This is a genomic window from Microcoleus sp. LAD1_D3 (assembly GCF_036702135.1).
In the GTDB taxonomy this organism is placed as follows: Bacteria; Cyanobacteriota; Cyanobacteriia; order Cyanobacteriales; family Microcoleaceae; genus Microcoleus.
The window spans coordinates 1-20,632 of the sequence record NZ_JAUBSB010000023.1 but is presented as its reverse complement, the minus strand read 5'-3'; the positions used below and the strand labels follow the sequence as shown (position 1 = coordinate 20,632).

The 20,632-nt window shown below is 45.9% G+C and carries 10 protein-coding genes; 2 read left to right on the top strand and 8 right to left on the bottom strand.

Features of this window, described 5'->3' with window-relative positions; translation table 11 throughout:
* Positions 1-1,069 precede the first annotated feature (1,069 nt).
* From QUA74_RS15205 to QUA74_RS15180, 6 genes are read right to left on the bottom strand one after another with little or no spacing between them, the layout of a single operon-like run.
* Positions 1,070-2,662, bottom strand: coding sequence for a hypothetical protein (locus QUA74_RS15205; RefSeq protein WP_333330274.1), 1,593 nt, complete (start codon positions 2,660-2,662; stop codon positions 1,070-1,072).
* Positions 2,662-4,407 (bottom strand): RAMP superfamily protein, encoded by a 1,746-nt coding sequence (locus QUA74_RS15200; protein ID WP_333330271.1) that lies wholly within the window; start codon positions 4,405-4,407, stop codon positions 2,662-2,664. The genes QUA74_RS15205 and QUA74_RS15200 overlap by 1 nt, the downstream gene beginning before the upstream one ends.
* Positions 4,404-4,829, bottom strand: coding sequence for a hypothetical protein (locus QUA74_RS15195; protein WP_333330270.1), 426 nt, complete (start codon positions 4,827-4,829; stop codon positions 4,404-4,406). The genes QUA74_RS15200 and QUA74_RS15195 overlap by 4 nt, the downstream gene beginning before the upstream one ends.
* Entirely contained in the window at positions 4,829-5,656 is an 828-nt protein-coding gene (locus QUA74_RS15190; RefSeq protein ID WP_333330267.1) for an RAMP superfamily CRISPR-associated protein, read from the bottom strand. Before QUA74_RS15190 ends, QUA74_RS15195 begins: the two co-directional genes overlap by 1 nt.
* On the bottom strand, positions 5,632-6,774 hold the full coding sequence (locus QUA74_RS15185) for a type III-B CRISPR module-associated Cmr3 family protein (RefSeq protein ID WP_333330264.1): 1,143 nt from the start codon (positions 6,772-6,774) through the stop codon (positions 5,632-5,634). Before QUA74_RS15185 ends, QUA74_RS15190 begins: the two co-directional genes overlap by 25 nt.
* On the bottom strand, positions 6,753-8,480 hold the full coding sequence (locus QUA74_RS15180) for a Cas10/Cmr2 second palm domain-containing protein (protein WP_333330262.1): 1,728 nt from the start codon (positions 8,478-8,480) through the stop codon (positions 6,753-6,755). The genes QUA74_RS15185 and QUA74_RS15180 overlap by 22 nt, the downstream gene beginning before the upstream one ends.
* 249 nt (positions 8,481-8,729) lie before the next feature.
* Here QUA74_RS15180 and QUA74_RS15175 point away from each other — a divergent pair, with 249 nt between their 5' ends.
* Entirely contained in the window at positions 8,730-9,908 is a 1,179-nt protein-coding gene (locus QUA74_RS15175; RefSeq protein WP_333330259.1) for a WYL domain-containing protein, read from the top strand.
* Between the two features lie 101 nt (positions 9,909-10,009).
* On the opposite strand, the gene QUA74_RS15170 is transcribed toward QUA74_RS15175, so the two are convergent.
* Together QUA74_RS15170 and QUA74_RS15165 are read right to left on the bottom strand one after the other, a co-directional pair.
* Positions 10,010-14,581: a response regulator gene (locus QUA74_RS15170; RefSeq protein ID WP_333330256.1), complete on the bottom strand. Its 4,572-nt coding sequence runs from the start codon at positions 14,579-14,581 to the stop codon at positions 10,010-10,012.
* An 856-nt stretch (positions 14,582-15,437) separates the two neighbouring features.
* Entirely contained in the window at positions 15,438-18,542 is a 3,105-nt protein-coding gene (locus tag QUA74_RS15165; protein WP_333330253.1) for an MFS transporter, read from the bottom strand.
* A 399-nt stretch (positions 18,543-18,941) separates the two neighbouring features.
* Here QUA74_RS15165 and QUA74_RS15160 point away from each other — a divergent pair, with 399 nt between their 5' ends.
* Positions 18,942-20,351: a 2-polyprenyl-6-methoxyphenol hydroxylase-like oxidoreductase gene (locus tag QUA74_RS15160; RefSeq protein WP_333330250.1), complete on the top strand. Its 1,410-nt coding sequence runs from the start codon at positions 18,942-18,944 to the stop codon at positions 20,349-20,351.
* Positions 20,352-20,632: the final 281 nt, after the last annotated feature.

Here is a 20,632-nt window from a genome sequence, read left to right as displayed (position 1 = left end):
TAAACCCTTTAAGTTAGCTGGGTTAATGTTTCCATTCAATTAGTTTCCCAACGAGTGGGGAGGCTACTAATGAAGTTCAGGCGCTAATCGACGCGGTACGCCGGCAGTTTCCATTCAATTAGTTTTCCCAGCGGGTGGGGAGTTTTTGGAGATACAACAGATCACGATGCCAACACTCGTGCATTTCCATTCAATTAGTTTCCCCAACGAGTGGGGAGTTATATAAAACTGACGAAGAAAATGCAGCTAACCTCAAGTTTCCATTCAATTAGTTTCCCCAACGAGTGGGGAGTCTTTGAATTATTTTGCAGACATCAAGTTCTCGCTATTGAGACACAAGTTTCCATTCAATTAGTTCCCCCAACGAGTGGGGAGAATACGCAAAAAAAACTCCAAACAACGGTGAAGGTCCCATTCGGGGCGTTTCCATTCAATTAGTTTCCCCAACGAGTGGGGAGTCTCGAAAAGAAATCAATGAGAAAGTCTCTGGGGATAGTCAAGTTTCCATTCAATTAGTTTCCCCAACGAGTGGGGAGTAAAGCTAACATCTTTGGAAGTTTTTGGTTTACTGATGTTTCCATTCAATTAGCTTCCCCAACGAGTGGGGAGACAAATCTCACCACACAACTCTAGCTGTTAATGCTGAGTTTCCATTCAATTAGTTTCCCCAACGAGTGGGGAGCTTCAAGCTAGTAGGCGGTGGACATACACTGTTAGCTGGTTACGGTGGATTTCCATTCAATTAGTTTCCCCAACGAGTGGGGAGTCCTCTATGATACACCCAAGACAGCGCAAGGTGTCTAGAGGCCCTTTGCGAGGCTCAGATATTTTTTGTGGAACTCACACCTGTGTTCGCTCACAATAATCCTTGAAACCCTTGCCCCGTAAAGCTGCGAGGCTCGCGACGGAAAAAGGTCGTTTGAGCTAATTTACCGCCAGCCTCGCAGCATTAGCTAAATAATCACTGACCCAGGTGCTTTTGTCACCGGTGCTCCCACTCCCAAAACCTCCACCTCTCCCAAAGTATGGCGCGACACCGGATAAAACCGGATGCTGCGATATATCAATTTTAGGTTTGAAAGTTGTTAGGGGCGATCGCCTCTACTAATTCATTATGCACTTTGGCCATCAAACTCGCTTCTTCAAGTGATGTAAATTCTTGAAACCTATCTTCTTCTTGAGCAATAAAATTTATACAGCCTAAAATTCGTTTTTTCCAATCAGTAGAATTATCAGTAGCCCAAGCTTTAAATACTTCTGATTCTTGTAAACCTTCTATGCGATGAAAGTCATTATTACGTTGTTTGCTAGCGACTTCCCAAACTGTTTTAATGTCTGGATGGTTTTGCCAATCAGGTCTAGCTTGTTTTAGTAACTCATAAAGTGAAACACCATATAGCCCAATATTACCCCTATCTCGGAAGTTTGTTTGCATGGCTGGGGAGAGTGCATTCAAGTAGCCCGGTAGCTCTTTACAAATAGAAAACCTCAGTTGAGGCCCATATTTGCGGTTATAGTCAGGATCTCCCTCCTTAGTAATCTGAGAGCTATAGCGCTTTTCTGCCCATTTAATCATTGAGCCTTCAGCAGCCCGGAAGCTATGGAATAAAGCATCAACAGTGCTACCTTGCTCAAAACGAACCCAAGCGAGATAGATAGATTCAAATCCTGACTGATACCACGGAAAATTATGGACTGGTAACAATTTGCGATCGGCTAAAATTTTCTTAAATTTTTGAAATTCAGCAAAATTCCACTGTTCTCCTGCATCTAGTAAATCTTTGATGCGTTTCTCTTTAGGGTTATTTTGAGCTATTTTTGTCAGCCCTAAAATATCCCGAACACCTGCATAGTCATACCGCTCCAAAAGTGCTTGTGCCTCCTGTAGTTGAATAGCTCCGAGATAAGTAGAACGAGGTATCTTACGAGTTTCTAGATTATACTCATTGCTAACTAAAAACTCGACATTGTTTCTAAACCGTGCCAAGGTGACAAACTGTACAGCCGATGAAATTGCTGGAGTTCCTGCTTGATGGCTAACATATACCGTCTTAATTTCTTCATTTTTGATTTCTTTACCATCAAATTTAAAAGTGCGTAGCTTTTGACGAACCAAGTCGAGAACGTAATTCCAATCATCTAGTCCTTTATCGGCAGATGTCGGAGACAAAAAAATTGGTTCGCATTTTGCTTCGGGGAATTTATCCTGAAAATACCTCTTCAAAATTGGCTCCAACTTGCAGGTATCTTGCCAGTAAGCACATTTCGGTTTCCGTCTCGCTTTGTTATCTTTGAAAATCTCAGATTGATCTGTTAGTATAATAGCGATCGCATCTGGGTGAGATATTTTGAACTCTCTGACAAAGTTATCTAGCAGGGGAAAGGTTAGATACGACCAAATTTCATCTTGTACTTTCAAAGAACTTGACTCATAAACCGTCCCCACAACTCTTGCTTCAATCCGGTAAGACTCATCACTCTCATTATAAGATTGCTTGGGTACAAAAAGTATATCATGGCACTCTTCCTTAATCGCCTCATCATACCATTCAGACCAAACCTTATGGCTTCTTTGCTTCTCTGTTAGGCCCTTTTCACGATTTATTTTATCGCTCTCAAGCTGCACATCACTGCTACCGATTGTGAGAATCCAAATATTCATTATTGCTCCTCTCCCCAAAGTAGTTTAAATCCATCAGGTTTAGTATTCAGAAAATCCAAAAAATCATTTGACTCTCTTGAACCATCTGGAAAGAGCGTGATAAGTTCCAAATAGCGAGGAGTTGGCTTAATAATAGGCTTTCTCGGATTTTCAGGATTATTTTTAACAATTATCAAAGGGTAAATTCGATGCCAGATAAGACTAATTTGCCCAACTTCCCCTGTTACAGATGATTGATAAATTGATCCTTCTGGCTGAATGCCTTGTATTTTTTGTTGGTACGGTTTGTGAAACCAGCGCACGGCTGCACTTTCATCCTTATTGTCTGCAATTCGACCCCAAACCTGAACGTTACTTGGATGCCAAGCTTCTCGCCAATCTTTGGCCCATTCAGTTTCTCTTAATGGTTTGTTTTGAGATTGTATCCATTCTCTAGCTATTTGTCGAACTATATCTAAAAATTCTCCTACCTTCTCTAATCGGCTAACCTGCACATTTCGTGATTGTGTATTCTCTCCTAACCATTGCCAGTGGCAACCAATCAATGCTTTGTAGTTATTTTCGTAATATTCTTCAAAAAACTCACGGTGATCAACTCGTCGCCATGATTTACCAAATCCTCCCATAACCATTGCAAACTGCATTAACTTGCTAACCAACTTTTTCAGAATAGATTCTTGTTCAGGGTCAGATAATGGTTTAGCTAAAAACCAAATCAGTTCTCCCTCAACTTCGTAGGCAGGTTGAGCATAGTTTCCAGAACCAAAAGATTTAATCTCTAATTTAGAAGGCTGAAATTGGAATCCTAAAAATCCGACAGTTCCTTCTTTTTTCTCGATACCCCCAAATAAGCTTTGTACTAATTCTTTAGCACTTTCACTATCTGTTATACCACCAAAAACCCTTAAGGCATGACCGCGCAGTGCAGCTCGGAAAATATTAGGACGAAACTCCCCCGTACCATCAATCAGTTTAGCAGCTTGTCCTTGTCCTTTGAGTTTTGCCCGATAAACAATCGGGTGAGAAGTTTTGGTAATTTGTCCATAGCCTGTAGAGACTTTTGAACCTAAGCCGGCGGCGATGGCTCGTTCCCAAATTTGCCAAATTTGCTGCCACTGATCAGATGATAGCGGTTTAGAACAGGAGATAGCAAATCTTAGGGTCGGCTGGTAAAGAGAAACTTGAGCATATGCACTCTCTCCTTTTGGTTTCTCATCAGTATCACGAGTCATAACTTGCCAACCCTGTTGAGGATGAACTAAGTCTAGTAACCCTTTTGTCCAATCATTAGTAGGATAAGCCCCCTGAAAACGCAAAATTCCTGGTGTAAATTCAGACTCATCGCCACAATAATTATTACAGGTTCCTAGTGGTATATCACCTGCTTTTTCCGCTTCTTCGCAAGCTTGGCGAAAGGCTCCTTTCATACTGCTACCAGGATAAAAAGGCATCCCTGAAGCACCGATTACAGGACGAAGCATTCCATCATCTTGCCCGCCATTGGTGACAAACCGCCAAGATATTTGATAAGATTTTGCTCCGTAGGTCTCAGTCTGTACATCTTGTGCATCTTCCGCAGAGATAAACTCAGCTTTGTCAGTCCATTCATCTGCCCACCTTTCAACATCTTGTTGCTCGCCTGCCCTTTTCTTCTCAGGGTCAAGATATTGCAGTTGCGATCGCCCCCCCACCTGTGCGCGAAACATCATGGGAATCTTTTTGTGTGCATTAGGAATCAATTTCATTGACGACCCTCCCGAACTTTATAGCGTTGCGTCCACCAGACAAGACAATCGCATAATTGAGTCAAGACTGCGATCGCCACTCGCTGATCTTCCACAGGCAATGCCCAAAGACTTTCAGACATAGCCTGAATTTCTTTAGTCGGAATCTTGCCCTTACTGTCAGGATGTAAAGGCTGGTTGGGAATTGTCACCCCTCCCTTGTCCATGATTGTTTCTAGAGCATCCCAGGTTTCTTTCCAGAAAATGGATTTGTTTTCTTCTTTACCTTTAAGTCGCAAGTGTTCGCCCCAAAAACGCTCTAACCCATAAGCTACAGCCATTCGCATATTATGGGACTGATTGAGGGATTTTGGATCGCGCTCCCGTGCGTTGAGCACTAGCTTTTGAGCAGCGCGATCGAGTTCGTAAGATTTCCAACCCATTACTGATAATCTCCTGAAAGGGATACAAGACAACGACCAAAACCAATTGATTCCAAACCACCGAAATATAACTCTGATGAATTCTCATTTTCGCCAAAGGGTTTCCAATCGGTTTGCTTCAACGCAATCGGAAATACTAAAATACTTCCTTCTGGCAAAGCTTCAGTATTGAAAAAAGCACCACCATCAACTTTTTTTTCGTTGGGTTTTTCTTTCGATCCCAATTTGACGCGACTCTGGCGATACAGTGCCATATCATGCAGCATCGCAATATCGTTATCGTGAACCACCACTAACTTATTAGCATCTAAGTCTGTCCCCCTGGGAATCCAGGCTGATAAGTCCTCCTCATGCTCAATTTCAAGAAACCCTAGATTGAAAAAGAGAATTTTGCCTTGGTCTTTCATTGGCCGACCCTGTAAACCTCTCTGTGCCGTGTAGGGTTCAGGAATATCTGCTCTCACGCCTACAATGCGTTTAAACCGTTTCAACAGTAGAGGGCAACTTACCCAAACCACAGGCTGGCCAGGACAGAACACGGGGAACCAAACCAGTGAAGCATATTCAAACTTCACAAGTGCTTCGGTTGTCCCGCCATCCGAACGACCATCAACGGCTTCATGTCCATACCATAGTTGTTCTTCGCCCGGTTCCCTATCTCTTAAGTCGGCGCGAAACCGTCCCCGAATAGAACTGCCTGGAATAATCCCTGTTTGCGTAAACTGATCGCGAAAAATCAGGTTGAGATTGCCAGTTTCTTCCCCTGCGGTTGCCCCAACATGGACAGGTGCAAGAGTTTCAATTACTCCGTAAGCTTTGCGGTACATTGCGGTAATCCTTGAATATCAATGGGTAAACACAAACCACACCCCAGATGTTTGAGGTGAAATCCTTCTTTTGGGAACCACTCATCTGGGAAATCCCACCAAGTAAGTTCGAGGGGATGTTTGACAACATAAACGCTTCCTGCTGGAACGGCGTAGCGTCCCCGGCTGAGTCGGCCGGTTTTCTTGGCATCGTAGCGCGAGCCCTCACCTTCTATTTCTTCCTCTTTCCTGGAATGACCGATGCGATAGCGGTAGGGCACTGGTTTATCGGTCAACATTTTGAGTCCTTGCCGAGGAAAACTGGGATGGTGAGGGTAACGGTAGGATAATTTATTCGACCCCCAGACTCCAGGTGTAATCAGAGCAAAGGCTTGTTGAATCTTATTCTTAGGGTTAAGTAATCGATTGATTTTGTGTTTTTCTGAGAGAGGGTGACTTTCAATTTCCACCAAATGTCCTTCACCGCCCAATCGATACCACCCACTATGTATTTCATAGTTAGAGAGATATACTAAGCAGTAATCTTCAGGGATCTGCACGGCGCTTTCTAAGAAAAGTCCGTTCTTTTCGACAACGTGACGCTCCTGGGCCTTGATTTTGGGATGCAGAAACGAGACAAATTCCCACGGTGCTTTGGCGATCGCTTTTCTTTCTCGCAGTTCTTCTGCGGGTAAATTCCAGGCATCAATCGACTGCCAACTATATTCTGGTTTCAAATCTTTGTTCTGGCGCTCCCATTGATGTTGACCCAGACACCATTTATCATCATCTGCTTGAACAATGCCTGGTTCATCAGATTTCTTTTTCACAAAAACCCATTCATCATCCTCTTTTTCAGCAATTACTTGATGCCAGGGAATTGGCACGTAGAATTGTTTAGGTGTATCCTGTTTTGCCCAAAAAGGGCCTGAAATTACGAGCTTATCTCTAAGCTCTTGGTGAGAAGCAAACTTCTGTTCGCGATTGGCATTCAAAAACAGTCCAGCGATCGCGGCGCTATCCGGTGGAAACTTACTACTCGATCGCCCGACTAAATTCTCTGGAGACAGAAAAGCTCCCGCACTGCCATACATGAATCCCAAAGGGGAAACCGTAATTAAATATTGGAATTTCGACATAGCTGCCATCCCACTTGAACAAGGTCATCGATCCAATTCACGATCGCAGAGTTAGAGTTATCCCCGGCCAAATCGCTCCATTTCCTTTCTTGCTTAAACTTCTCTCCAGCGTTATCGAAATATAAATTGAATATGACAAGAGCTAGTTCCTTGTTGATAGAAATATCTTCCATTTCTTGAAGTCGAATTGCATGGCGTGCTTTTAGTTGCGCCCAATCGTTGTAGATGTGAGTCCAGTTGGGTTTTTCCCCCCAACTTTTACCATCTCGATCGCGATAATTCCTCAATACATGAAGATAGTCCCAAGGACAAGTCCACTGCACAAATTGACCGCTGTTAAAAACTACTCGCACCGTAACCCGATCGCGCCCCAAACTTTTTGCCCGTTTTTCCGCCTCCCGACAGTGTTGCAAAATATCTCGCTGTGGCACCTGATGCCCCGCCCAAACAAAACCTACACTATAGGTAAAATCAAGATTAAATTCCTGCTTAATTGTATGTTGATGCTCTTTCCAATGGTTTTCTAGGGTTAACAACCAATTTAAAGCCTCTATCGGTTTCACTTTCTCAGGCTTTTCTTGTGTATCAGTTTTCTCACTGTAAAGCACTCCGAGAAAGTCATCGCCACCAGCATAGATGACACGCCCCTTACCTTCAGGAAATAGATGTTTGTTATCCTGAAAATCTTTTCCCCACTGCCTCATTAACTCAGTGAAGCGTTTGAGGCCTTGTTCTTGCTTGTCTTTATCAATTTCAGGGCGCGTGGCAAGAAATTTAAGCTTATCTCCAACCTTGTCGCCATCGCCCATAAACCAGCCTGTCCAATATCCGGCGTCTCGAAAAATATCCTTGAAGCCTTCATCCAATTCTTCCATGCCAATTTTTTTAGCAAGCTTGGGTAGAGTTACTAAACGCTTCACCAGTTCTGGAATACTTAACTTTTCACCCGGAGCAATAAACTTGCCGCTGCTGTCTTCCTGAAAGTATTGTTCCAGTTTTTCATCTGAGGGAATGGACTCTTTCGTTCGCTCTCTAGCTAGATGATTTCGAGAGTAAGGATCGTCCAAAATCCAAGCGAGGCGATGATAGAATTGTTTGAGTTGTCGTTGCTCATTTTCCTTGAGCGATCGCCCTGGTTCTTTTGACTCTTTACCTAGTTGATGCCATGCGATCGCATCTGTCCCAGTCAGACTCGAACTCTCACCCATCCAGTTGATAGCTGTCCAATCTCGCTTGAGCTTGCGAGTCTCCAAGTCATCCATTGCCTTTTTGATGGCTTCTTTTTCAGATTCACCATATCCCCAAAAAATTTCCCAGGTATAGCTTCCCCATCGTTCCCACTCTCCTTTTTGTCTGCCTTTTTTATCTTCTGTTTGTGACCAGTAATATTGGTCTTTTGGGATGTCAAGATTGTCTTCTATCCACTCGCGGCAAACTTTTAAGATTTCTTGCCATTCTTTTAAGAGAGTATTTTGGACATCATTACGCTCAAATTTTCCCTTAATGAGAATTCGGTTTGGCATTCCTTCTTGTATAGTAGGCAATCCAGGGGAAATCACCTTAAGTCCTAAAGACTCTGCTTTTTGTACAAGCTTAAAACTCAAAAAAGATAAAATCAGCGAGGCCCCATACAAATCTCGGAGTTTGCGGGATTTCTCGATAAAGCCTTGAACGGGGGCAAAGGCGATCGCAGTGTATGCAGGCATAAATTCAATTTTAAGGCGGGCAATGCCCACCTGAATGCTGCTGGTAGTGTCCCAAGTCGCTAACTGCTTAAGTTCTACTCAACTCAATATATCAGCCGAGCCAGCTTCATGTCTTCAGATTCACAATATTTATTAAACTTTTTTCAAAATCTAAAGCTATCCAAATAAAGGCTTTCAGACCGTTATATATTTTTGTGTCAATATTGTCTTTTACTTGACTTTTAACCCCCTTACCCCCATCCACCCATCATGGCCAAAAAACCAACCCCTCACCCCTACGCCGACAAACTAACATTCGATCGCATCATGCTCCTCATCGCCACATTAGTAAACCATCCCGGAATCGGACACTCCGACACCGAAACATCCGACAGTAAATATCACGATGCCTTGCTAGAAGTTCAATCTCAATTACAGAAAATTGCCGCCGAATTCAACATCGAATTTCCCGAAAACTATCCCGCAACTCCCACAATTCGCAAAGATTTAGAAACTTTGCGCCACTACGGAATCCTCGACAAACGAATGTATCGCTTCGGCTATTATCTCGGTACCGGCGCAATGAATCGAGAAGAACTACTATTCGCATTCCAAGCAATAGCATCTCAAGCCAAATATCAGGGAAATCCCCAAGCCCGCAAAATTTGTGAAAAACTCACTAAACTGTTGCGCGGATTAGATATCGAACTCAAAGGTCAATTGTTTTATCCCGTTCGCGAACACCTAAATCGTGCGATTATTTACACCGATCCTGTCGAAATGAGCGATCGCCAAGAATATCGCAATACCCTATTTCACAAACTAGACATCGTAGAAACAGCAATTGTTCGAGGTCAGGCGCTCGAACTTTACCGTCAAAGCGATTATTACGGTAAAGGCAAAGTCGGTTTCCGGCGCATCTGGCCCCTGCAACTGATCTATCACGATATCGCTTGGTACCTGATTTGCGAATCTTGCAACAACGGGCATTTGAGCGTAGAACGGGTGAATCGCTTTACTGATTGCTGCGAAATTATCGATGTAGAAGGGCGCGGTTTAGCCGTACAGGAACAGCGTTTGAAAATAGCTCAAAAGTTGTTAAAAAACGGCTGGGGGCTGTTCTTGGGCAATCCAGAGCAACAGCAGGCCGAATTGCAGGGTCAACTGAAGTTAGAAAAAGTGAAAGTGCGGTTTTTTGAGAAGGTAGTGGGATTTATTTTAGAGGGCGATCGGCGGCATCCGCGACAAAAGATTAAAGAAGGCCCAAGGGATAGTTTTGGCAAAGTGCTTTATGTGGATTATCAGATCGATTTGCCCGATCGCTCCCTCAACGAATTCAGTCTGTGGGTGAACAGATATATGGATAGCGCCCAAGTGCTTTCCCCGCCGAGTTTGGTAGAAAAACAGCGACAAGCAGCGAGAGATTTAGCCGATCGATACAGCTTGTAATCCTAGGGGGGGTTTCACCAACCATCAATGCCTAGGCCTAAAACCAACCATATCAAAAACCCTCCCCCACCCACGAACAATAGTTAGTTATGACTTGTTAATTATTCTGTCCTTGTTTCGCTGTACTGCATTTCTATTTTTAACGCCGTTTCGACTCTTTGATACTCCGCTTCAACCTCTTCTAAAAGCGCGCAGGCCGGATCAGGTAAAGGCTGGTTAGCATTTGTTCCCATGCGACCCATGATTTCGAGTTCCTCGCACAGCTCAAACAAGCGAAAAGCACCGAGAGTACCGCTAATCGACTTCAAAGAGTGAGCCGATCGCCGCAAAGCCAGCGGATCGGCGTTAGCCAGGGCCATAGAGATGCCTCGCAGCAGTTCGGGAGCTGTTTCGAGGTAAATCTCGATCGCCTCGTCCAAAGCTTCCACATCTCGCAGTCCCTCTATAATCTTGGCACTCAGGGAATCGTGCCCCTCTGACAAAGCCCGATCGAGATTTGATGCACCCCAATCGACGACTGTCGGCGAATTGGGAATTGTCAGTTGTGGATTTCCCGCAACAGCCACATTTGATCGCACTTGTAATTCACTCGTTCCTTCGATCTGTTCCGCCGGGGCATCCAAACAAACAATCGGCTGCAGACGATCGAATGCCGAGTTCGATCGAGATTTACACGCGAGCAAAGCTCGCACCAACTGCTCAATGGCGATCGGCTTGCTCAAATAGTCGTCCATCCCCGCAGCCATACACTCTTCGCGATCGCCCTGCATCGCATTTGCCGTCATCGCCACAATCCAAGGACTCGTCGATTTTCGATTTTCGATTTTCGATTTTCGATTGTTAGATTCCTCATCAGTCAATTTTCGATTTTCGATTTTCGATTTTCGATGATTAGATTGCTCATCAGTTGCGAAAACTTCTGATTTTCCCGTGGGATTTTTGGTCGAGTCTTGGTGATTAGATTGCTCATTAGTTACGGAAACTTCTGGTTCTCCCCTAGGATTTTCTAAAGTTAAATCTCCTGAAAATTGCTCGCGGATGCGGCGGGTAGTTTCCAGTCCGTCCATTTCCGGCATTTGCACATCCATCAGCACCACATCGTAAGGCTGGCGGCGCAAAGCTTCGAGCACTTCGATACCGTTTCCCGCCACATCCGCGCGATACCCCATCCGCTGCAAAATTTGCAAAGCCACCTTCTGATTCACCAAATGATCGTCAGCCAACAGAATCCGCAGGGGTAAGTTCTCCGCCAGCACGGGTATGCTTTGCAAGAAAGGCCCGCTGGTGCGCTGCCCTCTAAATTCCGTTGTCTGTTCTCCAAAAATATTGATTAAAACATTGTAAAGCTGAGATTGTTTGATGGGTTTATTCAAAAAAGCAGCAAAATCCATCTCCATAGCAGGGGGGTTAATTTCTTGCCTGCCGATCGAAGTTAGCATCACTAACGGCAACCTTTCGCAATCAGGATATCGGCGAATTTGCGCCGCTAAAGCCAACCCGTCCATTTCCGGCATTTGCATATCCAAAACTGCCAAATCAAACACCTCTTTAGCAGCCAGCCAATCTAAAGCCAAACGACCCGAAGCTGAAGCCCTAGCCACCATTCCCCAAGACTGAGCTTGGAGAGTCAAAATTCTGCGGTTGGTAGCATTGTCATCGACAATTAAGACTCGCTTGCCAGCTAATTCAGGTTGAGAATTGCTCAAGTTAACTGGTAAGGAACTGTTGCAGCCAGAAACGATCGTACTAAAATAAAAAGTAGAGCCAACGGATTTCGTATTTTGGCCGATCGGCTTGTTGCTGAGTACAGATTTGCCATAGCTATATTTTTCGGCAATTTCGCAAGATTCTCCCCATCCCAAATCAAAAACTGCCGATGACCTAAACTCTGCTGGAGGATTGCCCGCCACACTACCCATACTTTCCACCCACATCCGGCCACCCATCATTTCGGCCAAACGCTTGCTAATTGCCAAACCCAGTCCGGTACCGCCGTACTGCCGGCTCGTTGAAGAATCAACCTGGCTGAAAGATTTAAATAGCCGATCCATGCGATCGCTCGGAATGCCGATACCGGTATCTTTGACCGCAAAATGTATTTCGTATGCTGGGTTAATTGCTACGGGTTCGCCAGCAATTAATGGCGGTTCTTTAGCGTTAGCCACCGGCAGTGAAATCTTTTTTGCAGTCACCGAAACCACCACTTCTCCAGCGTCGGTAAATTTAACAGCATTACTGAGTAAGTTGATTAAAATTTGCCTCAAGCGGGTGCTATCGCCGATCGCCGTTGCCGGTACTGCACGATCAATCAAGTAACCCACTTCCAGTTGTTTTTCTGCCACCTTGGCAGCTACCAAGTCTAGAGATTCCTCAATACAAGTGCGGATGTCAAACGGATGTTCCTCCAAGTCCAATTTGCCCGACTCTATTTTCGAGAAATCTAGAATATCGTTGATCAGCGTCAGCAAGGCATCGCCGCTGCTGCGGATAGTTTCTACAAAATCGCGCTGTTCGCGAGTTAAGGGGGTATCCAGTAGCAAACCCGTCATGCCGATGACTCCATTCATCGGAGTGCGAATTTCGTGGCTCATGGTGGCTAAAAATTCGCTTTTGGCTCTAGTAGCCGCCAGTGCTTGATCGCGAGCTTTTGCCAAATCTACGTCTGTTTGCTGACGTTCGAGTTCGCTTCCCACCCACTGAGCCATCAGTTTCACCAACTCTCTGTCTACAACTCGGAACGGTTCTGTTACAGAAGTCGGAGAAAAGAAGCACAGAGTACCGTAAACTTCCCCTCCCACCGTGACGGGAATGCCCATGTAAGCTTCGATTGGGAAAGCTTGATCGTCCCTATTGAAGGACAAACCCGAAAATCTCACCGACTCAAAGTAGATCGGTTCTTTTGCCATTGCCGTAGCGACGCAGAAAGTTTTTTCCAGATCATAAATTTGGTCTTTGACGATCGACCCGTCGGGACACTCCACAGCCATTATTTGATAGTTGTCGCCTTGAATGCAGGACAAAATTCCCACGGACAGGCCTAAATGCCGACATCCCATTGCCAGCAGTTCTTGGAGGCGCAAATCAAAGGTAGAGAGGTGGTTGAGCGGGTCTGTACGGGGAGCCGAAGTCACTTGGTACAAAGCTTTGATTGCAGCTTCGCTTTCTCGCAGTTCTTGTTCTGTTTGCTTCCGCACGCTGATGTCGCGGGAAATGCCGATAATTTCTTGCACTTCGCCGGTTTGGGGATCGCTGATCGTGCGGCCGGTGGTTTCAAACCAAATGTATTTGCCGTCTTTGCGCCGTATGCGGTAGCTGACGGTGTAAGTCACCGGAAGGGCCAGGACTTTCCAGTGAGCTTTGGCAATGGTTTCTAAATCGTCGGGGTGAAAATAATCGTTGGGGACGTGGCCGATGAGTTCCGAAGGTTCGTATCCCAGCAAAGCCCGGCTGGCGGGCGAGACGTAAATAAACACGCCTTTGGGGTCGTGTCTGGTGATCATGTCGGTTGAGTTTTCGGCCATCAACCGATAGCGGTCTTCGCTTTCATTACGTTCGACTTGAGAATTTCCCAATGCTTCTAGCATTCGGTTGATGCCGTCGGCCAAGCTTGCGAGTTCATCTGCTCCGGCCATATGAACGCGCAAGTCTGGGTCGCCGCTGGCTGCGATGTTGCTGACGCTGGTGCTCAAGGAAGCCAATCTCGCTAAGACTAATTTTTCTAGCAACAGCAGGGTGATCGCGCTAAATATTAAACCTACTGCCAGTATTGATAAGGTAAACAGCTCCAAGGTAGCCTGACCTTGGCCGTAGATGATGCGATCTGTCTCTACTCGCAGCAGCAGCGCTAGGTTGCCGTGGATGTCGCGAATCAGGGCGTATCCTGCGACTAAGCTGTCGCTGAGTGGCTCGACTAAAATTTCTACTGATTTGAGGTTGGAAATTTTGAGTTTGACATTTTCCAACTCCTGCCTCGATCGAGCCAGCGCCTTGGCGCTGTGCCCGGAGTAGTTCGCGGCTCCAACTTTAAAATCTAAACTCGGCAATCTAAAATCCACTGACAGGTGAGTCAGTTCTGAAAGCAAACCGATTTCGCTGCTGTCGAGGTAGCGTCCCAAGATCAGCGTCCCACGCGGCGGGCCTTGAGCGTTGCTGTTCAAGATGGGCTTGGAGGCAATCAGCAGCCTGGCTTCTGGCAGGGTGAGGACGCCTGTTTTGTTGGGGCCGGAGCGATCGCCAGGGACTGTCGATGAGTCTATTAGTGCCTCGGTCAAGTGCTGTTTTAAGCTTTCGGGAATCGGGATTTCGGTTTTGGATTTCAGGTCGAAACCTTTACTGAAAATCGTCTTACCGTTGGAGTCAAGCAACACCAATAAGTTTAGTCTCAAGTAAATAAATGTCGAATCCACGAAATTTGACTTGACAAAATTTTCGTTTCGTGTTTCGACGAAAGAGTAAGTATCGTCCCACTCGGCGTAATCTTGGGCGCTGGTGTCTAAATTCGACAAGTCATCATCTAAGGCGTCCAAAGCCCGTGCGACATCCTGGCGGACGTACTGTGCCTCCAGGTTGTGAAAATCATGCAGCAAAATAGTTGATGCAGTGGCATAGAGAACCACAATCAGGCTGATCAGCGCTGCACCGATGATTAATAGTGTTTTTTTTCGGAGTTGCATGGCGTCGCCCTCCTCACGGTGCTACTAGGCAACTAGCCAGGAGAGGTTTGAGACGTAGGTTGTTTAGCATTGGCGATCGCAGGGCCTGCGTGTTTGGACTGTTCTGGGGTGAGTGGGCAAAGCCCTTGGTATTTCCAAGGTATCCGGTATGTTGCCCCCCACAGTCAGTGTAGTATTTTCACAGCTTTAGTTCCCTATTATGCACAACCTATGACCTACAATTTATAATCTGACGATCGGCATCTTCAAAATAAACCGCCGATCGAACTCAAAACAGTTTGCGTTTGATACTGACGCAGCCAGGGAGGCGGGCGGTTGATATAACAGGCGTGCTGGGTGGAGAACCCTCACTATTATTGTACCTAAAAAATATTGAGGAGAGAGGGAACTGGCGCGCGAAGTTTGCTTTGCCAAAAGGTTTTCACTCCAATAACTGTTTTGATTTTTGTCATTCTTCAGTAATCCTTGCAACAGTTGTAGAATCTGCCGAAAAGCAAATCCAGCCTGCAAGCCTGAACCCCGTTCAAAACTTGTGATAGGAGAGGCAATGAATATCCGGCGACTTTTTATTTATTACATCTGCAAATAAAATATACAACAATCAATAAAATCGGCTTTTCACTTTTCTATTTTAAATTAATCAAAACTGCTAATTAAAATGTATAAATTCACCGTTGGCACCAGCCTCAAAAAACGGGTAGTAACTGGTTTACCATAACATTATTCAACAGTACCAACAAATTAATAAAAACCCGTTCCCACTCCCCGCTCAAATCCTTTACTAACATTAGTGCCTGATGTCAGTAGAAACTCACATCAGGCACTATATGCAATCCGATCGCAACTGAAGTCTTTTTTATCGGATGACGGCTAAAGCACCGGCGCCGGCTGCTGCTGCCGCCGAAGTAAGAGCGGTGAAAAACAGCCACCAAGAGGCAACTTCTGCTGCTTTCCGGGTTTCTTCGGCTTGTTTTTCGGCTTGCAGTTTGATGCTTTCGAGGCGAAGCTGCGCCTCTTGCTGCAAGCGTTCTGCTCTTTGCAAGACGCTGTTGCGGCTTCTTTCAATTTGGTCGATCAAGCGGTTGGCATCTGCTTCGGAAATGTCCTCGCGAGAACTCATTAGTGCTACTAAAGTATCGCGATTGAAATGACCAAGCCGATCGCGCAAAGCATCAAATCCGGCTTGCGGATCGTCAAATAACTTCCGCACATCCCGCGTAATTCCTTCGTAGTTGAGTTCAGGGCGATCGAGCGAATTCAGGTAATCCCGAATTTTTCCGAGAACCCCGTCAATTACCGACTGAATACCCTCCTGTATTTTCTGGATTTGCATTGCGAACTCGTCGCGCACCGACAAAATTCCATCGACAATGCGATTGGCTTCTGCTTCGGAAATATCCGGCCGCTGAGACAGCAGAGAAACAACTGTAGCTCGATCGAGGTGTGACAAGCGCTCGCCCAAACTGTAAGCGCCGACTTTCGGGTCATGCAGCAGCAGTTGCAAGTCGCGCTTGATGGCTTCGGGATTTAATTCATCCTTGCCTGTATTACGCAAATAATCTTCTAAAACGCTCTGAAAATCGTGCACTTGGCTTTGCATCCGCTTTGCCAAACGGCGCGGCGCTTTCACAATCGATCCCAGGGTTTCCTGCACTTGGTTGATAATTTGATTGACTTGTTCCTCGCTCAAATCTTGTCTCTGAGAAAGCAGTTTTACCAAAGTATCGCGATCGACTTGAGACAGGCGGCCCCGCAGCGCTAAAGCTCCTTCTTTGGGATTTTGCAGCAGTTTTGTCAAATCCCGCTGAATCCCTTCAGGATTGAGTTCTGATTTGCCAGTATTACGCAGGTAATCTGCAAGGGCGGTAGTGGTATTGTCGTACTGATCCTTAGCTTTTTCGGCCAACTTTTGCGGCGCATGCAGCGCGCTGTGCCAATTTTCTTCGGTGCTGTCGAGAAGCTGATTTACTTGGTCTTCGCTGAGGTCTTCCCGCTGAGATAGCAATTTTACCAAAGTTTGGCGATCGAACTTAGAAGCTCTAGCTCTCAGCGCCCACATTCCCGCTTCCGGGTTGTCCAGCAGCGTTTTCAAATCGCGCTTGATGCCTTCGGGATTAAGTTCTTCTTTGCCCGTAGACTTCAAGTATTCTTGCACTCTTTGCCACTGGTTGTCTAGTCGAACTTGCGCTGCTTCTTGCAGACCTTTAGAATCTGCTAAAACTACATCTCGTGTCTTTTCTAACTCTTGAACAATCTGTTCTACTTCCTGAAATCCGAAGTTTTCGCGACCTCTGAGAATTTGCACAAAACTGTCGCGGGTGTAAGGAGAAAGCCGAGTGCCCAACTGTTCGTAAGTAGCGTCGGAATCCTCTAATATTTTTTTGAAATCGCTCCCGATACCGGCTGCAGTCAGTTCCTCTTTCGGCGTCAGCTTCAAATAAGTTTCCACCCGCCACTGCAAATCGCGAGCTTTTTCTTGTTCCTCGGCAAAGATCACGGTTTGTAAAACGCGCTGTCTAATTGCTTCTAATTCCTGGGCAATTTCTTTAATTTTGTCTTGGGTAAAAACGCCTCGACTGGCCAGAGTTTCCTCAAAATTTGCCTGTTTGAGTTTTTCTAATTCGCGGCGCACTGTTCCTGGATCGGCTGTAGGATCGTAGAGCACGTCACGAAATTCGCGCTCGATCGCTTGCGGATTCATCTGCCACGAATAAGTGTTGAGTAGGTAGTTTTCTACGTCGGCACGAATTGGGCTGTAAGTTACGGGTTCGCCTTTAACTTGAGCGGTAACTTTATCAGTTTGCTGGCTAACTTTGTCTTTAGCTGCTTTAAGCTGACCGACTACTTTTTCAACATCGAAGTCGGACATATCCGTGCGACCCAATACTATTCCCATTAAAGCATTGACTGCCATTGTCGTTGCTTGGTTCATCATGGTCGGGCTTTGTCCCGAATTTTGACCACCGCCCAGATTGCTAAGGGCTTTTTCTACCCTACTTGCCAATGTATCTGAGACCAAATCTCCCGATTTTGCAGATTTGAGATAGTCTACTAATTGGGCTATGCCGTCTGATTGCTGCCCTTGTTTTCCTACTTGTTTCCAAGCATCTTGAAGTTGGTCTACAATCCGGTTTACGTCGCGTTTTGATAAGTCCGATCGCGAACTTACTAAATCTACGAGAGTTTGCCGATCGAGATTCGGCAAATTTTCGGCTGCAATGGTTTTTAGTTGCGGATCATTAAGCAATTTTTCAAACTCGCTACGCATCCCTTTGATGTCTAATTCTGGCGGTTTGAGGCTTTGGATGTAGTCTTCGACGTTTTCGCGCAAGCTGGTGGGGTCGATCGCGCTACCCAGTTCATGGCCCACTGCTGCTGCTGCTGCTTTCGCTGTGGCGACGACTTGGTTGCTAGCTGCTTTTGCGCCGATGGCCGAGGCTGCGGTGCCGACAATGGCTTGAAAGCCTGACGTGGCAGTGTTGACGACGGAACCGATCAGGGAACCGACGGTGGTGGAACTCACCCAGACAAGCATTGAGAAATAGGTTGCCCACACGACTAAACCGACAATCGCACCTAAACCGGGACTGCTAATCAAGCTCAGCTTAACTGCTAGCAAGCAAGCGAAGAATAAAGCGATGGTGACGGTGATTAGCGTCCAAGTACCTACCTTTCGGCCGATATGGCGGACTGGGGGGCTGCCACTATCCGAGTGGTGGCTGTCGTCGTCATGGGATTGTCCCATGTAGGAAAGGCCCGCGGCTACTGATAAATTTGTTAGCAAGAGTTGGAAAGCGCAGGCGAGTACGACTCCAGCTATCAAGGCGATAAAAAATTGCGGCCCGGAATAGAGAAGTGCTGCGTCTTCTGCTGTGTTTGTAGTAGTCTGCTCTACTGGCACTTGGGCCAGCCAGAACCCGATGTTATACAGTTGTGGATTTATTGGCAAATTTTGATACATAGTATATTCCTCGTTAAGGAGTGGGTGCGCGCGCTCATTGGCGCGAGTTTACCAGTATATAGTTTTAGACTCATGCCCCCAATGGCAATCATCGCCTTATTGTCGAGCTAAAACATCCCCCTACAGTTGGAAGTGTAGAAATATGTCTGCGGTAGGCTGTCTATTTAGGGCTGTTTGTGCTAAGTAAGTTGGCAGTTGTGAAGTTGTTAGTTCTCAGTTATGAGTAAAGCGCGCTGGGGCGCACCCGATATAGATGATAGTAATGGTAAGTCGGATTAAAATAATCGCAGAGGAAAATCTTGGGTAGAGGGATATAAAGAGTCAGCACAGAAGCCCAGACAAATTGTTAACAATTTATCTACCAATGCCATAGCAAATTAGCTTTCAAGGAATTCGATCGTGCAGCGAGAAAGTCATGCAATTATTATTGGCAGCAGTTTAGCAGGACTGTTGGCCTCTAGAGTATTAGCAAAACACTTCGACCGAGTTAGTATTGTTGAACGAGATTTTTTTCCTGAACAACCCGTACCTCGCCCCGGTATTCCTCAATCTCGTCACCTTCACATCCTTTTAAATCGGGGGAAAATCATCCTAGAACAGTTTTTTCCCGGCTGGGAAAACGAACTGATAGCTGCTGGTGCTCCTACTTTAGATCCAAGGTCGATCGGGTGGTTTAGTCCGGCGGGTTGGGCTCCGCAATTTAGCCCGGATCTAAATGATTTAATTATGTTCAGTCGGGATTTACTGGATTGGCACATTCGCCGCCGCTTGGCTGAAAATACGAACGTGCATTTCCTCGAAGGAGGCACAGTAACGGGGTTGCTGACGAATGCCTCGCGTGCGGAGGTTGCTGGCGTATCGGTGCGTTTTCGCGATCGCCACAACCAGGCTAACATCCATGCAGAGAATTTGTATGCAGATTTAGTAGTCGATGCTGGTGGCAAAGTTTCCAAAACACCTCAATGGTTGAAAAGTTTGGGCTATGAACCTCCGCAAGAAACCGTTATCAATGCTTGTGTCGGCTATGCCACCCGCATCTATGAATGCAGGGGTAAATTGTCAGACACAGCGCCAGTCTTTGTGTCAACAGCACCGCCATTTCGCACCCGTGGCGGTGCAATTTTTCCGATCGAAGGCAATCGCTGGCTGGTGACTGTCGCCGGGGGCGATCGGGATTATCCTCCCACAGACGAAGCAGGTTTTCTAGAATTTGCACGCAGTCTGCCAACCCCGACAATTTATCATGCGATTAAAGACGCAGAAGCCCTCACACCTGTTTATAGTTATCGAGGTACAGAAAACCGTTTACGCCACTACGATCGCCTCCGTCGTTACCCTGAAAACTTAATAATTATCGGTCATGCAGTTTGCGCTTTCAACCCGGTTTATGGCCAGGGAATGACCGTTGCTGCACTGGATGCTCAGATGCTAGATGAATGTTTGCAAAAGCAAAGAGAGCGGTATCCCGAAGGCGATTTAAAAGGTTTCTCTCGACAATTTCAACAAAAACTAGCAAAATTACATACTATCCCTTGGACGTTTGCCATCAGTCAGGATTCCCGCTATCGGGGAAGTACAGGTGCGAAACCAAATTTGGGCACGCGGCTGATTATTGATTACATGGATCTAGTGTTAAAAGTGCTGGTCGGAGATGCTAAAGTTTGTCAAGCATTTTTGGAAGTTCTGCACATGATTGAGTCGCCGGCTATACTTTTTTCTCCCAGTATTGTGCTGAAGGCGATCGGGCAAGTAGTCACCGTTCGGCAGAAAGGAGAATTAAGCTCGAGAGTTTATACAGAATCCGGTTAGTTTTGCCAATTCTATTTTTTCCCCGCCGAGTAAGGAAGATAAAGGCAGATGAAATCCTATTCATCTGCGTTGATTTAACCTGATATGATGTCCGCTACAACCTGCATGATAAAAAGGATCACTTTGGCGACTGCGGTTTTCGGGTATTTCACGTAATTAAGATGGGTGAAATCCGATTTACTACCGCAATTTTAGGCTTTTGAACCCGCATTCCGCAGATATTTAAGCAGAGGTAAAGCAAGATAGATTCGGCAACAATAAACTCCCAAACGATTGCCGTG